The sequence below is a fragment of the Aciditerrimonas ferrireducens genome (assembly GCF_023130475.1).
GTDB classification, from domain to species: Bacteria; Actinomycetota; Acidimicrobiia; order Acidimicrobiales; family UBA8190; genus Aciditerrimonas; species Aciditerrimonas ferrireducens.
The window spans coordinates 1-16,628 of the sequence record NZ_JAKHEX010000025.1; the positions used below are offsets into that span (position 1 = coordinate 1).

A 16,628-nucleotide genomic window follows, 5' to 3' on the forward strand; every position below is an offset into this window, starting at 1 on the left:
CCTCGCCGCCCCCATCGTCGGCATCGCCCCCACCCCAAGCGGCCAGGGCTACTGGCTCGTCGCCCAAGACGGCGGCGTCTTCACCTTCGGCAACGCCCCGTTCGAAGGCAGCGGGGCCGGCCAGGAGCCGGCGCCGGTGAGCGCCCTGGTGTCGACCGCCGACGCGCAGGGCTACTGGCTGGTGGATCAGGCCGGGTCGCTCCTGGCCTTCGGGGACGCGCCACCGGCTGGCTGAGCCGCTCAGCGGGGCGGGGTCCGGGGGGCCTCGTAGGTCTGCCAGGTCACCAGGAACCGGATCAGGGCCCGCCGGAGCCGCTCCCCCCGACCCGCTGGCGCCCCGGCCTGCCGGCTGGCGCTGCGACCAGGTCCGGTGGCCGCGTCGAGGAGCAGGTCGCGGGCCGCCACCAGTCGGGCCAGGTCGCGGCCTGCCTCGGGGGAGGGCCCCTGGAGGTCCGGGTGGACCTGGCGGACCCGAGCGGCGAAGGCCTGCCGGATCGCCGCCGGGCTCCAGTCATCCCCGAGGCCGAGCACCGCAGCAGCCTCCGCCGCCGAGCCCACGTCGACGCGTCCGTCCTGCCCAGGCCCCACCCCATCAGCCTACGGCCCACCCTGAACGGGAATAGTCGTAGCGTTGTCTACGTTGCTCGTGGCAGGCGAAGCCCCCATCGGGGGTCTTTCGAGGACCGGAGGAAGGAGTCGACCATGACCAGTCCGACCACCACGGGAACGACCGTCGACCGGTCGAGCGCAGCCGAGGAGGTGGTCGGTGCCGCCCAGGCCCTCTTCGAGGCCGGGGTGATGTCGCACGCCGGCCACGCCAACTTGAGCCGCCGGGTCGCCCCGGACCGGTTCCTCCTCACCACGACGGGCGCCGTCCGGCACCTGCGGCCCGACCAGCTGGCCCTGGTCGGGCTGGACGGCACGGTCCTCGAGGGCGAACTCGCCCCGGAGAACGCCGAGATCGTGGCGATGCACGGCGTCGTCTACCGCCTGCTGCCCGAGGTCGGGGCGGTGATCCACACCCACTCGCCGGCTGCCACGGCCTTCGCCCTGGCCCACCAGGAGCTGCCCTGCCGGGCCGAGCCGCTGCTGCGCTTCGGCCAGGCCGAGCCGGTGCCGCTCGTGCCCTGGGGTCCTCGCGGCTCGGAGGTCTCGGTGCGGGGCATCGAGGCGGTCCTCGGCGAGCGGCCGAGCACCCGGGCCGTGCTGCTGGCCAACCACGGTCTGCTGGTCTTCGGACCTGACCCGCTGGCCACGGCCCGCCTGGTGGTGGCCATCGAGGAGGCGGCCGAGGGCGAGCTGGCGGCAGCCGCCCTCGGCGGGGCGAAGGACTTTCCCCCGGGAGCCCTCGAGGCGGTCCGGGCCTCCATGGCACGGGTGGCCCGGTGAGCGGGGAAGCCCCGGCCCCCGAAGGGGCCATGTGGGACGAGCGCTTCGCCCAGGCCAGCTGGCCGACCGAGCCGGATCCGCTTCTGGTCGAGGCAGTGGCCGACCTGCCCCCGGGCCGGGCCCTGGACCTCGGCAGCGGTCCGGGGCGCAACGGGCTGTGGCTGGCTCAGCAAGGCTGGCAGGTCACCTTGCTCGACGCCTCGCGGGTGGCCCTCGAGCAGGCCACCGCCCGAGCCGCCGAGCTCCGGGTGACGGTCGAGGTGCGCTACGAGGACGCCTTCGCCTTCGCCGATCCTCCGGGCAGCTTCGAGCTGGTGGTCGTAGCGAACCTCCACCCCGGCCCCGAGCGCCTCCCCGCGGTCCTCGACCGGGCGGCAACCGCCCTGGTCCCCGGCGGGCACCTCTTCGTCGTGGGCCACGACCTGGCCATGCTCGGCCGCACCGGCCCCCCGGACCCCGAGCGCCTGCTGACCGTGGAGCGGCTCGTGGCCGCCATGCCAAGCCTGGTGCGCGTCGAGCGGGTCGAGCGTCGCCGACGGCCCCCGGACCACGGTGGTCACGGCGGCCTGGACGGCCAGGGCGAGGGGGACGACGAGGACCTGGCCGTCGTGGCCCTCGCCACCCGGCTCGCCTCGTGAGCACCAGACCCCACGGGGTGGGGTTCCTGCTCGGGGTCTGCCACCGCCGCCGTCGGGCCGCCTGGGCGCGGGACCTGGGCGACCTCGGCCTCCACCCGCCCCAGGCCGCCTTGCTCCGCCTGGCTGCTGACCAGCCGGGCCTCGGGGTGCGCCAGGCGGCCCGGGCCCTCGGCACGGACCCCATGCACGTCCAGCGCCTGGTCGCGGGGCTGCTCGCGGCCGGCCTCCTGGAGGTCCGTCCGGACCCCGCCGACCAGCGACGCCGACCCCTCGTGCCGAGCCCGGCCGGGGCCCGGCTGGCCCTCGAGGTAGCCCGGCGGGCCGAGGCGGCCGAGGCCAGACTGGCGGCCGCCCTCGGCCCCGAGCGCTACGAGGGCCTGCTCCGGGGCCTCGAGGCCCTCGCCGCCCTCGAGGAGCACGAGGCCGACCCCACAGCGGACCCCGGGGTGAAGGACCCCGGGGTGAAGGGCCCCAGTGGGAAAAGCCCCGGTGGGAAGAGCCCCAGCGCGAAGGCCCCCCGGAGGGCAAGGGCTGCCGGCACCGTGGTCGGGGGACCTGGCTAGGGTGGGGCCGGTCGTCGGTGCTCGCCCCGGGCCGGAGCCACAGGGTGGGGGGCGGGGAGCCGGCTGCCGGTCGGCCCGTGCCGACCCGAGCCGACGGGCGCCGCCGTCCGCCGAACCTGGCTGACGGCGGCCCCGGGGAGGACACCCTGCCATGCCGCCCATCCTCGTCCGCCACGCTCCCCCACCAGGGCAGCCAGCCAGCCCGGCGGCAGCCTGGGCCCGCTACGAGGCCACCCGGCGCCTCACCGAGGCACTGGCCGCCCCGCTCGGTCCCGAGGACCAGACCGTCCAGTCCATGCCGGACGTGAGCCCGACGAAGTGGCACCGGGCCCACACCACCTGGTTCTTCGAGACCTTCCTGCTGCGACCCGGCCTGGCCGGCTACGAGCCCTTCGACCCGGCCTACGGCTACCTCTTCAACGGTATCCCCGGGCCCGGCGGGGCCTGGTCAGCCGCCCCGGGGTCGCCGAGGTGACCGCCTACCGGGCAGCGGTCGATCGGGCCATGGCCGACCTGCTGGCCGGCTCGACCGAGGACCTCGGGTTCCTCCTCGAGCTCGGGGTCCAGCATGAGCAGCAGCACCAGGAGCTGCTGCTCATGGACGCGAAGCACGTCCTCGCCCAGAGCCCCCTCGACCCGGCCTACGCCCCGTTCCCGACCAGTGCCGGCCCCGGCACGGGAGCTGGGGCGCCGAGGCCGCGTAGCTGGTGGGCCCACGAGGGCGGCCTGGTGGAGATCGGGGCCGGGGGCCCGGGGTTCTGCTTCGACAACGAGACCCCTCGCCACCCGGTCTACCTGCAGCCCTTCGAGCTGGCCGACGGGCTGGTGACCTGCGGGGAGTGGCTGGCCTTCGTCGACGACGGCGGGTACCGGCGCCCCGAGCTCTGGCTCTCCGAGGGCTGGGCCACCTGCCAGGCCGAGGGCTGGCAGGCCCCCCTCTACTGGCGGGCCGAGCCCGGGGGCTGGTCGGTCTTCACCCTCGGTGGCCGCCGACCCCTCGACCCGGCCGAGCCGGTCTGCCACGTGAGCTACTACGAGGCGGACGCGTACGCCCGCTGGGCCGGGGCTCGGCTGCCGACCGAGGCGGAGTGGGAGGCCGTCGCGGCGCAGCTCGGCCCCGCCGGGCTCGGGGACGGCGGAGGGTTCCTCGACCCGAAGGGCCCCGCGGCCGGCGCTCCCCACCCCCGCCCCCAGACTGCCCCGACCCTCGTCGGGGACGCCTGGGCCTGGACCTCCTCCGCGTACCTGCCCTACCCGGGCTTTCGGCCCTGGGCCGGGGGGGTCGGCGAGTACAACGGGAAGTTCATGGTGAACCAGCAGGTCCTCCGAGGCGGCTGCTGCGCCACCCCGCCGGGGCATCACCGGCCCACCTACCGGAACTTCTACCCGGCCTCGGCCCGCTGGCCCTTCACCGGGGTCCGCCTTGCCCGGGACGAGCGGACGGGCCGGTGAGGGGCCGGGTCAGCCTGGAGGTCCTCGTCGGGCCGGAGGACCGCCGGGCGGCGCTCTGCCGGGACGTGACCGAGGGCCTCCAGGCCCGCCCGAAGGCCCTGCCCCCGGTCTGGTTCTACGACGAGACCGGCAGCCGGCTCTTCGAGGCCATCACCGAGCTGCCCGAGTACCACCTGACCCGGGCCGAGCGCCAGATCCTCGACGCCGAGGCCCGTCGGATCGCGGCCGCCAGCCGGGCCGAGTCCCTGGTGGAGCTCGGCTCGGGCACCTCGGAGAAGACCCGCCTCCTCCTCGACGCCCTGGCGGAGCAGGGCAGCCTCCGACAGGTGGTCCTCCTCGACATCGCCGCCGAGGTCCTCGCCGAGGCGGCCGAAGCCCTGGCCGACCGCTACGGCGTGGCCGTCCACGGCGTGGTCGGAGACTTCCGCCAGCATCTCGAAAACGTGCGCGGCGAGGGCCGCCAGCTCTGGTGCTTCCTCGGCAGCACCATCGGCAACCTCCTCCCCGCCGAGCGCGCCCGCTTCTTGGCCACCGTGGCGGGCCAGCTGGGGGCAGGAGACCACTTCCTGCTCGGCACCGACCTCTGCCGGGACCCCGAGCGCCTGGCCCTCGCCTACGACGACCCCAAGGGCTTGACGGCTGCCTTCAACCGCAACCTGCTCCACGTCCTGAACCGGGAGCTGCACGCCGACTTCGACCCCGAGGCGTTCGCCCACGAGGCCCGCTGGCGGGCGCCGGAGGGCTGGGTGGAGATGCGGCTGGTCGCCGAGGAGGCCCAGGCGGTCCGGGTCGCCGACCTCGGGCTCGAGGTGACCTTCGAGGCTGGGGAGGCCCTGCGCACCGAGGTCTCGACGAAGTTCCGCGCCGCCCAGGTGGCCGAGGAGCTCGTTGCGGCCGGGCTCGTCCCCTGCGCCGCCGCCACCGACCCGGCAGGGGACTTCCAGCTCACCTTGGCGCAGCCGGTGTGAGCTGGCGCCGTTCCCAGGCCGCCAGGCCGGGCACGGCACTCAGCACGACCGCTCCGGCGAGCACCCCGACGGCGGCGGCGTAGGCGAAGGCGGCGTCGATGCCCTGGGCGAAGAGCAGGCCCATGACGACGTTGCCGACCAGCGTGCCCACCGAGCGGGCAGCCGAGAGAGCCCCCATGCCCCGGCCGGTCCGCTCCGTGCGGGTGAGGACGGCCATGGCGGTGGGCTCCAGGGTCTCGACCACCCCGAGACCCAGGCCGATCAGGGCCACCCCGAGGTAGAGGGGGCCGAGGCCGAGGTGGGCGCCGGCGGCCGCGGCGACCAGCCCGGCCCCGAGGCCCCCGAGGAGGTAGCCGAGGAGGCCAAGGCGAGCGAACTGGGCCGCCGGGGTCCGGCCCAGGCGGCCCCCGAGGAGGTAGCCGGTGGCCGAGGACACCCCTTGGAGCACGAGGAACGCTCCGAGGCCGGCCACCACCCTGTGCTGCGGCCCGGCCACGGCCAGGACCGGGAAGCCGACGGAGTAGAGGGTGAAGCCGTAGAGGGCGGCGGCGCCGAGCAGGGCCCGGGCGCCGGGCGGCTCGGTCTGCCCCTGGCCCGGCTCGGTGGATCGGGCCGGTTCGCGCCTCGGCTCGGCGGGCCGGGGCGGGTCGAGGGGCTGGCGGCCCACGTCCTCGACGAGGGCCAGGCAGAGCGTGGAGGCCACGAGGGGGACCACGGTGGCGAGGAAGATCCAGCGATAGGGCAGGCCGGCAGCCACCGCCCCGAGCACCGCCACGCCGGCCAGGGCGCCGCCACCCACGTCGAGGGCGTGGAGGAACCCGAAGGCCGCCGAGCGCTCCTCGGCTCGGGGCACCGCCTCCACGAGCATGGCCCGGCGGGACGGGGAGCGGAAGTTCCGGGCCCACCAGCCCCCGGTCAGCAAGCCGACCGCCCAGGCCGGGTTGGCCACCAGGCCACAGAGCGAAAGCAGGGGGATGAGGGCGTTGCCGGCCAGGGCCACCCGGCGGTGCCCGAGCCGGTCCCCGAGGCGGCCCCCGGCGAGGGAGAACACCGCCCCGCCGCCGTAGCTGAGCCCGCTCGCCAGGCCGTACTCCCAGGCCGGCTGGTGGAGGGCCAGAACGAGGAACAGGGGGAACCCGGCCAGCACCGACTGGTAGCCCAGGTCGGCGAACCCGGCAGAGAGGGCGATCCGCCAGACCGTCGGGGTCCGCCAGGTCGGCCGGGGGCGCGAGCCGGCCCGAGGGGTCGGGGGGGCGGGCACGGCCCGAGCCTACCGGCCCCGGCCGCCCGCCCCCCGGGGGTCGTTCAGGCGCCGAGCGTCACACTGGCCGTGACCGCCCCGCTGCCGCTCGAGCCGGTCCCAGCCGAGCCGGTCCCCGCCGAGCCGTCCCCACTGGAGCCCCCACCCGTCGAGCTCGGCCGGGCGGGGAGGACCCGGATCGAGAGGGCCTGCCCGTCGCGCTCGCGGACCGCGACCCGCTGGCCGTCCTGCAGGGCGTCAAGACCCCCGACGGTGCTCGGCAGGACCCGGGTGGTGCTGGTGGTGCTGAAGGTGTCGATGGCCCCCTTCGCGGTGGTCACGGTCACCGAGCCGCTGGCCAGGGCGCTGATGGTGCCGCGCACGGTGTGGTCCCAGTCGGCGGGCACGAGCACCGCCACGGCGGTGCCGTCCTCGCTCAGCACGTCGACCGTCGTGCCGGTCTTGAGCCCGCTGAGCCCCCCGGCCCGCTTCGGGAGGACCTTGGTGGACGAGGACACGGCGATCGTGACCGTCTGGCCGTCGGCCTCGGCCACCTGGAGGCTGCTGCTGGAGAGCGCGGCGAGGCGGCCCCGGTCGAAGGTCCAGGTGTGGGTGGTGCCGTGCTGGACCACCACCACCTGGGCGTGGACGGCGTGCTCGGCCAGGCGGGCGAGGCGAGCGAGGATGCCGTGGTCCACCGGCGGGGCGGGGCTCGTCGAGCCGGTGCTGGCCAGCAGCTCGGTGGCCGCCGACGCGCCGGCCGACCCGCCCGAGAGGGCGAGGGCCACGGCGGTGCTGCCGCCACCGGCGAGCAGGGCGCCGGCGGTCGCCAGGGCGACGACCCGCCGGGACCGGAGATGGGGTCGGAGGGACGAACGGAGAGACATCGGCATGGGCTCCTTCGACTCGGTCCACGGGCGGTCCTGGTCGGACCGCCCACCAGGCACCGTAGGGAACGGAGGTGAGCGCGGAGTGAGCCCCGCGTTCGGGGCATGTGAGGAGTCCGTGAGGACTTCGTGAAGCGCCCGGGCCCGGCCCGGGGCCCGCTGCTCGCTAAGGTCCCCGCCGTGGCCGGGTCGTCGCTGGCACGGGGGGCGGTGCTCTGGGAGCCGCCGGCCGATGCCTGGGAGACCAGCCGCCTCGGGGCCTTCGCCCGGTGGCTGGTGGAGAAGGGGGTGCCCGGGGCGCCGGGGCCGGGCAGCTACGAGGCCCTGTGGTCCTGGTCGGTGAGCGACCTGGCGGCGTTCTGGGGCGCCGTGCAGGGGTTCTTCGAGCTCGGTGACCCGGGGGACCCCCCGGGTCCGGTGCTGGTGGACCGGGCCATGCCCGGGGCCCGCTGGTTCCCCTCGTGGCGGGGCAACTACGCCGGGGCGCTCCTGGAGGCGGTGGCCCGGGTCCCGCCCGAGCAGCCGGTGCTGCGCTGCTGGTCGGAGAGCACCGGGGCGGCCGGCGAGCCGGTGACCGCCGGGGCGCTGCTGGGGGACGTCGCCGCCCTGCAGGCCGCCCTGGTCGAGCTGGGGGTGGGCCGCGGGGGCCGGGTCGCGGCGGTGCTCGGCGCGGGCCCCGAGGCGGTGGTCGGGCTGCTCGCCACCGCCAGCCTGGGGGCCACCTGGAGCTCGCTCTCCCCCGAGCTGGGCCCCCAGGCCGCCTTGGACCGTCTCGGCCAGTTCGACCCGCAGGTCCTGCTCTGCGTCGAGGCCTACCGCTACGGGGGCCGGGTGGTGGACCGCCGGGAGCTGGTCGGGGCCCTGCGGGAGGGCCTCGGGGGACTGCGGGCCACGGTGCTGGTCCCGACCCTCGACGCCCCCCGGCCCGGGCCGGGGCTCCGCTCCTACCCGGAGCTGCTCGCCGCCCACCGGGCCACCCCGGCCGCCGGGAGCCCCGCCGCGCCGCTGCGGGTGGAGCCGGTGCCCTTCGACCATCCCCTCTGGGTGCTCTACTCCTCGGGGTCCACCGGGCGGCCGAAAGCCATCGTGCAGGGCCACGGGGGGATCCTCCTCGAGCACGCCAAGGCCCTCGGGCTCCACCAGGACCTGCGGCTCGGGGAACGGTTCCTCTGGTACACGACGACCGGCTGGATGATGTGGAACTACCTGGTCTCGGGCCTCCTCCTCGGCGCCGAGGTCTGCGTGGTCGACGGCAGCCCCACCTGGCCGGACCTCGGGGTGCTCTGGCGGCTGGCCGCCGAAGCCCGCCTCGGCGCCCTCGGGGTCTCCGCCGGGTTCCTCGACGCCTGCCGACGCGCCGGCCTGGAACGGGAGCTCGGGGACCTGGACCTCGGGTCCCTGCGGGTCCTCGGGTCCACCGGCTCGCCCCTCTCGGCCGCCACTGCCGCCTGGGCCGCCGAGGTGACCGGGGGTGCGCAGGTGGCGTCCATCTCGGGGGGCACCGACGTGTGCACCGCGTTCTTGGGCCCGGCCCCGGTCCTGCCGGTGCGGGCCGGGGAGCTCTCCTGCGCGTACCTGGGCTGCGCCGCAGAAGCCCTGGCCGACGGGCGGCCGGTGCGGGGCGAGCAAGGGGAGCTGGTCGTCCTCGCCCCCATGCCGTCCATGCCCCTCGGTCTGCTCGGGGACCCCGACGGCCAGCGGCTCCGGGCCACCTACTACGCCCAGCACCCCGGGGCCTGGACCCACGGGGACGCGGTGGTCCGCTTCGAGGACGGGGCCTGGGTGGTCCTGGGCCGCTCGGACGCCACCTTGAACCGGGGCGGGGTCCGGCTTGGCACCGCCGAGTTCTACGAGGCCCTCGACCAGCTGCCCGAACTGACCGACCACCTCGTGGTCCACCTCGAGGACACCGACGAGCTCGTCCTCCTCGTCGCCCTGGCCGACGGCGTCACCCTCGACGACACCCTCGAACGCCGCATCCGGGAGCACCTGCGCCGCCAGCTCTCCCCCCGCCACGTCCCCGACCAGGTCCACGCCCTCCCGGCCCTGCCCCGGACGCTCACCGGCAAGCGCCTCGAGGTCCCCGCCAAGCGGATCCTCCAAGGCGCCGACCCGAACGCAGTCGCCGCCCCCGAGGCCCTCGCCGACCCCCGGGCCCTCCCGGCCCTCGCCGACCTCGCCCGGCGCCGCCGGGCGGGGCGCGCCAAGACGGTCGAGCCCGAGGCGGGCTCCGCCCGCTGAGCCGGGTCGCCGAGGGCCGCCAGGCGCGACCAGACTGGCCGGGGACATCCCGGGGCCGGCCGGGGCGGAGCGGGCCGAGGACCGTCGGGAGGTGCCAGGGTGGCCAGCGAGGACACCGAGGTGGTGGTGGTCGGGGCCGGCGCGGCCGGCCTGCGGGCCGCTGCGGTGCTGGCCGAGGCGGGCCGGTCGGTGCTGGTCCTCGAGGCTGGCGAAACCCCGGGGGGACGCCTGGCCAGCCGGCGGGTCGAGGGCTGGGTGCTGGACCGGGGCTTTCAGGTGCTCAACCCGGCCTACCCCGAGCTGCGCCGGGCCCTGGACCTCGAGGCCCTGGACCTCCAGCCCTTCGACCCGGGCATCGCCGTGGCCAGCGGCGGCCGTCTCCACGTGCTGGCCGATCCTCGCCGCCGACCGGCTGCCTTGGCGTCCTGGCTCCAGACCTCGCTGGTCCCGTGGCCGGAGCGGCTCGGCCTGCTGCGGCTGGCCGCCTGGGTCGCTCTGCCCCGCCAGCCCCTCCGGCCGGGCCGCTGGCCCGAGCGGTCCCTTCGGGACGAGCTGGCTCGCCTCGGCGTCCCCGACGGCGCGGTCGATCGGCTGCTCCGGCCGTTCCTCCAGGGGGTCCTCCTGGAGACCGAGCTCGCCACCTCGGCCCGGGTGGCCCGCCTGATCCTTCGCAGCTTCCTCGCCGGCACCCCGGCCCTCCCCGCCCAGGGCATGGCCGCCGTCGGCGCCGCCCTGGCCGCTCGCCTGCCGGCCGGCTGCCTGCGGACCGGAACCCCGGTGGCCCAGGTGCGCGAGGGAGAGGTGCGGCTGGCCAGCGGGGAGCGGATCCGGGCCCGGGCGGTCCTGGTGGCCACGGACCCGGCCAGCGCCGCGTCGTTGCTGCCGGGCCTCCGGGTCCCACCGTGCCGGTCCGTCACCACGCTCTTCTTCCGGGCACCGTCGAGCCCCTGGCGGCGCCGGCTGCTCGTGGTCGACGCGGAGGACCGGCTCGTGGCGAACACCTGTGTCCTCACCGAGGTGGCCCCGAGCTACGGGCCCGCCCCGACCGCCGGCGCGCTGGTCCAGGCCTCGGTCCTCGGTGCCCCCGCCGCCGTCGAGCACGCCGCCCTGGCCCAGGCGGTCCGGGGAAGGCTCGCCCGGCTCTATCGGACCGACACCACCGGCTGGGACCTCCTCGCCGTGGTCCCGGTGCCCGACGCCCTGCCGGCAGCCGAGCCACCCTGGCCGATCCGCCGCCGAGCCAGGCGCAGCGGAAGCATCTTCGTCTGCGGCGACCATCGGGCCACGCCCTCGCTCCAAGGGGCCCTGGTCTCCGGTCGCCACGCCGCCTCGGAGATCCTCCAGGCCCTCACGTCATAGCCGGGTGGGCGAAGATCCCACGGAGCTTCTCGGGGTTGAGGAGCAAGTAGATGCAGGTGATCCGGCCGTCGTGCTGCTCGCCGGTGAGAACGAGGGTCATGGCGCCCTCGAGCTCGACGACGAGCGCAGCTTCGCCGTTGACCACCGCTTCTCCGACGGCGCTCACCCCGCCCCGGCGGGCGAGGTTGATGGCGAGTCGCGCAACGCGATCTGCACCCACGACGGGGTGCCGGGCGGCCCGATGGTCGGGTCCGCCGTCACTGAGGAGTACGGCTCGGGCGTCGAGCAGTTCCAGTGTGCCCTCGAGATCCCCGGCGGAGACTGCCGCCAGGAGCCGTCGGAGGAGACCGGGGTCGAGGGGCTGGGGAGGCCCGGGGCGCTCCTCGCGCAGACGCCGGCGAGCTCTGGTGGCGATCTGGCGGCACGCTGCCTCGCTCTTGCCGACCACCGACGCGATGTCCGTGTAGGGCTCGCCGAAGACGTCGGCGAGCAGCCACACAGCCCGCTCGGTCGGGCTCAAGCGATCGAGCACCAGCAGGAATCCGAGCGTGAGCGACTCGACCAGCTCGGCGTGGTCCTCCGGCCCGCGCTGGACGGCCACCGGCTCGGGCAACCAGGGTCCGACGTAGTCCTCCCGTCGACGAGCAAGGATGCGGGCCCGGTCGAGCGCCAGGCGGGTGGCGATCGTGGTGAGGTAGGCAGCGGGTCGTGCGATCGGATCGTGCTCCACGGCCTGCCAGCGGATCCAGGTCTCCTGGACGACGTCCTCTGCATCCGCGTAGCTCGCGAGGATTCGGTAAGCCAGACCGAGCAGCCGAGGTCGCTCGGCGGCAAAGATTTCGTCGGCGGCGCTCACCGCCACAGCGTCGCGCCGGCAAGAGCCCGCCGGCCCGACGCGTGCGCCGCCGCAGCGATCCCCGCAGCCTCCCCGCTTGCGAGGGACGCATCGGCCAGCAGCCCCACCGGACCAACCCAGTCACCGGCCAGGAACACCCCAACGGTCCCCGTCGCGTCGACGGCTGGCCGCCCACCGAACCCTGACCCCGGGCGTGGAAGGGCGTGGCAGACGGGCATCTCGTGGAGGAACCGTTCGACCACCACGTCGCCCTCGCTGATCCCGCAGCGCCGGGCGAGAGCCCACAGCTGGGCTTCGTCGTCGCGGGAGGACCGGGCGCCGTAGCGCAGGACGTGGACGACCGCCCGGCCGCGAGGGGCGAGCTCTGCGGCCGGGCTGTGGGTGGCGAGGTAGAGCGGTTCGTCGAGCCCGTAGGCGACCCTGACGGCAGGGACGCGGCGCAGCCCGAGGTCGAGGCACGCTGCGGTCCCCGGCGGGCCGAGATCCCACGCAGGCGGACGAGGCAGCAGCGCCCGTGCGGCCCCCGGACTCCCGACGGCCAGCACCACCGAGGCGGCCTGCACAGCCCGTGCCGGCGTACGCACCTCCAGGAAGCCGTCGGCTCGGGTGTGGAGTGCTGTCGCACGCTCGCCCTCGAGCAGCGTCACCCGGCACGAGGTCGCGACCGCCACGAGGCCGTCGACGAGGGACTGCCAGCCGCCGTCGAGATAGATGACGCCTCGAAGGGCGAGTTGCACCTGGCTGACCGCGGCGTCGGCGGAGATGCGTTCGAGGTCACCGGCGTAGGTCGCGACCCGCGTGAGCGCCGAGACGACCGCGGACCCCCGGGAGCTGAGCCCGAGCGAGGCGATCCACTCGGCGGCGCTCACCGAGTCGAGCCCCGCGCGTTGGTGCCTCGAAAGGGTCGAGAGCAGCGACGCCAAACGCATCTTGTCGATGGCGCCGAGAGCTCGGGACCGGAGCAGCGAGCCGGCCGAGACCGGAAGCCGGGTCATCTCTCCCGTCGTCTCGCTGTACCCCGACGCCGCCCGGGAGGGCGGCGACCCGCTGAAGCTGACACCCAAGCGGCTGAGCACTGAGGTCCCAACCCCACCGCGGAAGAGCGCACGAGGCCCCTGGTTCAAGACGAAACCGTTGCGCCGATCGCTTCGCGCCCGGCCGCCCACGGCGCGTGTGTCGCAGAGCACGACCGACATTCCCCTGCGCGCCGCCGCCACCGCCGCCACCAGGCCCGCGAGGCCTCCTCCGACGACCGCTACGTCGACCTCGAACCTGTCACTCACGGGGGCCTCCTCGGTCTCGTCTCGAGGACATGACGCTGACGCCCCCCTGGCTGTGACACCCCGCCGGCTCGCCTGGTCGCTCGTTGACCTCACGGGTCCGACACCGAACGGGAAGCGCCCCTGACCTCAAGCCTCGAGCCTCGGGAGTGCTCCCGAGGGCATCGCCTCCGACGACCTCGAGGCACGCTCCTGCCGACCGGGTTCAGTGGGCGAAGAGGTGCCACCCGGCGTAGGTCCAGGCGATGACCAGCAAGACCCGGGCCCAGAGGGGCCGGCTGATGAAGCGGAGGAGCTCCTCGAAGTCGGCTCGGCGGCCCCCGGAGCGCCGACCAAGGAGGTGGAGGGCGACGCCGCAGGCGACGACCGCCCCGAAGAAGGCGTAGCCGGCCCCGCGAACCCGGGGCAGCAGGAGGCCGAGGAGGACCAGGGCGCCGGGCTCGACGCGCCGGGCCGGCACCGAGCCGGCGTCGCCGATCGACGGGCCCGGGCGCCCCTCCGGCCGGGCTCGGCCAGCGGCTCGCTCGGCGGCCACCCGGGCCCGGGCCCAGGCGAAGAGCACGCCGACGACCATCCAGGTCCACAAGGCGGCGGCCCGAAGGGGCCGGGCGTAGAGGATGAGGGCGCTCAGGGTCAGGTGGGGCTGGTGGGGCCCGGTGTCGAGGCCCAGGATCTCCCAGGCCAGGATGCAGAGGGTGAGGAGCAGCCACGGCCAGGTCCCGGCGAAGGCCCGCGCGGCCCCGCCCCGGCCCGGCCGTGGCCAGGGCGCCGCGGCCGGCCGCACCCGGATCCCCAGACGCCAGCCCCGCGCGCCGCTGGCGAGCAGCGCGCCGAGGACCACCACGGCCGCCAGCGAGATCCCCCAGGTCGCCTTGCCGCCGGTCGTGTAGGCCTTGTACAGGCTGGCCCAGCCGCACCAGGCCAGCGAGCAGGCCAGGCCCACCGCCCCGAGCACCCTGGCCCGCCCCTGCCCCACCGCCCCATCCTGGCCGCCCGCAGGGCGCCGGGGGTGGCGGCCCCCGATGGCCAAAGGAGCCGGCCTCGCCGGTCAGTCGACCCGGGGGGTGGCCCGGACGAAGTCGACGACCACCTGGGCCAGGGCCGGCCCGGCGTCCTCCTGGAGGAAGTGCCCGGCCCCCCGGATCACCGGGTGCTCCCGGCCCTGGGCCCCGGGCACCGCCCGCTGGAAGGCCCGCTCACCGCCCCCGGTGATCGGGTCCTGGTCGGAGAAGGCCGTGAGGAAGGGGCGGTCGAAGCGACGCAGCACCTCCCAGGCCCGGCGGTTCGCCTCGGCCGCGGGGTCGTCGGGCCGGGTCGGCACCAACGAGGGCATGACCTTCGGCCCGGCCTTGAAGCGCTCGTCGGGGAACGGCGCGTCGTAGACGGCCCGGACGGCGTCGGGCAGCGGGCGAGTACAGCCACTGGCCACGATCCGCCCAACAGGCAGGTCCGGGGCCTTCGCCGCGTACTCCTGCCAGGCCAGGAACGCCTGGCTCATGGGCTGGTCCCCGGTCGGCAGGCCAGTGTTCGCCGCCACCACCCGGGCGAAGCGCTCGGGGTGCTCGCCCAGGAGGCGAAGGCCGAGCAGCCCGCCCCAGTCCTGGCAGACCAGCGTCACCCGGTCCAGGCCGAGCTCGTCGAACAGGGCCGCCCGCAGCCACTCGACGTGGCGGGCGTAGGTGTGGTCGCTCGGCGCGGCGGGCTTGTCCGAGCGGCCGAAACCCACGAGGTCCGGAGCCACGCAGTGCAGCCCGGCCTCGACCAGCGGGGGGATCACGGTGCGCCAGAGGTAGGACCAGGAGGGCTCGCCGTGGAGCAGCAGCACCACCTCCCCCTCGGCCGGGCCCGCCAGCACGACGCTGAGCGCCAGCCGGCCCGTCCCGTCCCCCCGGGGCACCTCGACCTCGATGGACCGAAAGGGGAAGTCCGGCAACCCCTCGAACCGTTCGGCCGGCGTCCGCAGGACCTCCATGGCGCTCCTTCCCGGCTGGTCCCGATCGATCCGCCTGAATCGCTACCTATTCTGCCTCGAGGATAGTCGATCGCGCCGGCCGGGGTCGCGACGTTCCCTGGAGTGACGGGCCTGGCCCAGCTGCCGAACGGCGAGTCCCGAAGTGCCCGGTCGGCGGGTCCCGATGCACAACACGACACACAAACTCCACAACGACGCTCGGCACACCGGAGGACGGCTCCCCCCGCTGACCCCGTCGGTTGGATGCTTAGGAGGCGGCTCGCACTCCGCCCGACGCCGAAGACGCCCCCACCAGCGGTGCCTCGGCTCTCTCGCGGTCGGGCGCGCTGAAGCGCAGCACGCCGTCCTCGACGGGACTGAGCTTCATGGCCCGGTAGTCCTTGAGGAAGCTCTGGTGGACCTGCCAGGGGAACCGGCTGCCCTGGCGGGGCATTCGGTCGAGGGCCCGCTGGACGTACCCCGAGGTGAGGTCCAGGAGGGGCCGGGCCGGGCCGGGGTCCCCGTCGTGGACCGGGGTGACGCAGGTGGCTCCCTTCTCCCGCATGGTCCGGAGGATCCGGCAGACCGCCTCGCAGGTCAGCTCGCACTTCAAGGTCCACGAGGCGTTGACGTAGCCGATGCAGAAGGCCAGGTTCGGCACGCCCTCGAGCATCATGCCCTTGTAGGTCAGCCGCGTGGCCGGGTCGACCGACTCGCCGTCCACCCGAAGCTCGATGCCGCCGAGGAAGAGCAGCTCGAGGCCCGTCGCCGTGACCACCACGTCGGCCTCGAGCTCCCGTCCCGAGCGCAGCCGGAGCCCCTCGGGGGTGAAGGTCTCGATCTCGTCGGTCACCACCTCGACCCGGCCCGAGCGGATGGCGGCGAAGAGGTCCCCGTTCGGCACCACGCAGAGCCGCTGGTCCCAGGGGTCGTAGCGGGGGGTGAAGTGCCGGGCCACGTCGTAGCCCTCGGGCAGCTGCCGGCGGACCTGCTCGAGCAGCATCCGCCGCACCAGGCCCGGCCAGCGGCGGCTCAGGCGGTAGAAGCCCTGGGTGGTGAGCGCCTTGTACCACCGCACCAGGGGTGCCGAGAGGCGGGTCGGGAAGCGGCGGCGCAGGGCGGCGGCCACCGGGTCGACGGCGGGGAGGGAGGTCACGTAGGTGGGCGAGCGCTGGACCATGGTGACCTGGGCGCCTCGCTCGGCGAGGGCCGGGACCAGGGTCATGGCGGTGGCCCCGCTGCCGATCACGCAGATCCGCCGGCCGGCGACCGGCAGGTCCTCGGGCCAGAACTGGGGGTGGACCAGCTGGCCCCGGTACTCGGCCATGCCGGGGAAGGCCGGCAGGTAGCCCTGGTCGTAGCGGTAGTAGCCGCTGCAGCCGAGCAGGAAGCGGCAGGTGAGCTCCACGGGCTCCCCGGTGTCGGTCCGCTCCGCTTGGACCTGCCAGCGGGCCGTCTCCGTCGACCACTCGGCGGCCAGCACCCGATGGTGAAAGCGGATCCGCCGGTCGATGCCGAAGCGCCGGGCGGTCTCCTGCAGGTAGGCCCGGATGTCGGCGCCCTCCGCGATCGCCCGCTCCCGGTCCCAGGGGTGGAAGGTGAAACCCAGGGTGAACATGTCCGAGTCCGAGCGCACCCCGGGGTAGCGGAAGAGGTCCCAGGTGCCCCCGATGGCCCCCCGGGCCTCGAAGATGGCCCAGTCGGCCCACGGGCAGTGCTCCAAGAGGGCGTGGCCCGCAGCGATCCCTGAGAGCCCGGCCCCGACCACCAGGACGTCCAGCTCTTCCACCGTCCCCTCCCGCAC

15 protein-coding genes and 1 pseudogene are annotated in these 16,628 nt (G+C 75.5%); 8 read left to right on the forward strand and 8 right to left on the reverse strand.

Annotated features, from left to right (window positions below; translation table 11 throughout):
* On the forward strand, positions 1–235 hold a 235-nt coding region (locus Acit_RS11165), incomplete at its 5' end, for a hypothetical protein (protein WP_248109079.1).
* Between the two features lie 5 nt (positions 236–240).
* Here Acit_RS11165 and Acit_RS11170 read toward each other — a convergent pair.
* Positions 241–588, reverse strand: a complete 348-nt coding sequence (locus Acit_RS11170) for a J domain-containing protein (RefSeq protein ID WP_248109080.1) — start codon at positions 586–588, stop codon at positions 241–243.
* Between the two features lie 114 nt (positions 589–702).
* On the opposite strand from Acit_RS11170, the gene Acit_RS11175 reads away from it, so the two are divergent.
* The 5 genes and pseudogenes from Acit_RS11175 (at position 703) to egtD (ending at position 5,010) form a co-directional block, all read left to right on the forward strand.
* Positions 703–1,389 (forward strand): class II aldolase/adducin family protein, encoded by a 687-nt coding sequence (locus Acit_RS11175; RefSeq protein WP_248109082.1) that lies wholly within the window; start codon positions 703–705, stop codon positions 1,387–1,389.
* A complete protein-coding gene (locus tag Acit_RS11180) occupies positions 1,386–2,027 on the forward strand; it encodes a class I SAM-dependent methyltransferase (RefSeq protein WP_248109083.1) in 642 nt (213 codons plus the stop codon). Before Acit_RS11175 ends, Acit_RS11180 begins: the two co-directional genes overlap by 4 nt.
* Positions 2,024–2,590 carry a MarR family winged helix-turn-helix transcriptional regulator gene (locus tag Acit_RS11185; RefSeq protein ID WP_248109084.1) on the forward strand — a complete coding sequence of 189 codons (567 nt, stop codon included), beginning with the start codon at positions 2,024–2,026 and terminating at the stop codon, positions 2,588–2,590. Before Acit_RS11180 ends, Acit_RS11185 begins: the two co-directional genes overlap by 4 nt.
* Positions 2,591–2,741: 151 nt before the next feature.
* Positions 2,742–4,042, forward strand: a pseudogene (gene egtB, locus Acit_RS11195) (ergothioneine biosynthesis protein EgtB).
* Positions 4,039–5,010, forward strand: a complete 972-nt coding sequence (gene egtD, locus Acit_RS11200) for an L-histidine N(alpha)-methyltransferase (protein WP_248109088.1) — start codon at positions 4,039–4,041, stop codon at positions 5,008–5,010. The pseudogene egtB and the gene egtD overlap by 4 nt, the downstream one beginning before the upstream one ends.
* Here the strand turns inward: egtD and Acit_RS11205 are convergent.
* Positions 4,988–6,271 (reverse strand): MFS transporter, encoded by a 1,284-nt coding sequence (locus tag Acit_RS11205; RefSeq protein WP_248109090.1) that lies wholly within the window; start codon positions 6,269–6,271, stop codon positions 4,988–4,990. The two genes, egtD and Acit_RS11205, sit on opposite strands and share 23 nt — an antisense overlap.
* Before the next feature lie 44 nt (positions 6,272–6,315).
* Positions 6,316–7,137: a hypothetical protein gene (locus Acit_RS11210; protein WP_248109092.1), complete on the reverse strand. Its 822-nt coding sequence runs from the start codon at positions 7,135–7,137 to the stop codon at positions 6,316–6,318.
* A gap of 180 nt (positions 7,138–7,317) precedes the next feature.
* Between Acit_RS11210 and Acit_RS11215 the strand changes: the two genes are divergently transcribed.
* Both Acit_RS11215 and Acit_RS11220 read left to right on the forward strand, forming a co-directional pair.
* Positions 7,318–9,378: an acetoacetate--CoA ligase gene (locus Acit_RS11215; RefSeq protein WP_248109094.1), complete on the forward strand. Its 2,061-nt coding sequence runs from the start codon at positions 7,318–7,320 to the stop codon at positions 9,376–9,378.
* A 99-nt stretch (positions 9,379–9,477) separates the two neighbouring features.
* Positions 9,478–10,737 carry an FAD-dependent oxidoreductase gene (locus tag Acit_RS11220; protein WP_248109095.1) on the forward strand — a complete coding sequence of 420 codons (1,260 nt, stop codon included), beginning with the start codon at positions 9,478–9,480 and terminating at the stop codon, positions 10,735–10,737.
* Here Acit_RS11220 and sigJ read toward each other — a convergent pair.
* From sigJ to Acit_RS11245, 5 genes are all read right to left on the reverse strand, one after another.
* A complete protein-coding gene (gene sigJ, locus Acit_RS11225) occupies positions 10,727–11,593 on the reverse strand; it encodes an RNA polymerase sigma factor SigJ (protein WP_248109096.1) in 867 nt (288 codons plus the stop codon). The genes Acit_RS11220 and sigJ overlap by 11 nt on opposite strands.
* On the reverse strand, positions 11,590–12,969 hold the full coding sequence (locus Acit_RS13710) for an FAD-dependent oxidoreductase (RefSeq protein ID WP_312710530.1): 1,380 nt from the start codon (positions 12,967–12,969) through the stop codon (positions 11,590–11,592). Before Acit_RS13710 ends, sigJ begins: the two co-directional genes overlap by 4 nt.
* Positions 12,970–13,078: 109 nt before the next feature.
* Complete coding sequence (locus Acit_RS11235) at positions 13,079–13,849, reverse strand: DUF6186 family protein (protein ID WP_248109098.1); 771 nt, start codon at positions 13,847–13,849, stop codon at positions 13,079–13,081.
* Positions 13,850–13,921: 72 nt separating this feature from the next.
* Positions 13,922–14,845, reverse strand: coding sequence for a haloalkane dehalogenase (locus Acit_RS11240; protein WP_248109099.1), 924 nt, complete (start codon positions 14,843–14,845; stop codon positions 13,922–13,924).
* A gap of 247 nt (positions 14,846–15,092) precedes the next feature.
* Entirely contained in the window at positions 15,093–16,628 is a 1,536-nt protein-coding gene (locus Acit_RS11245; RefSeq protein WP_248109101.1) for a flavin-containing monooxygenase, read from the reverse strand.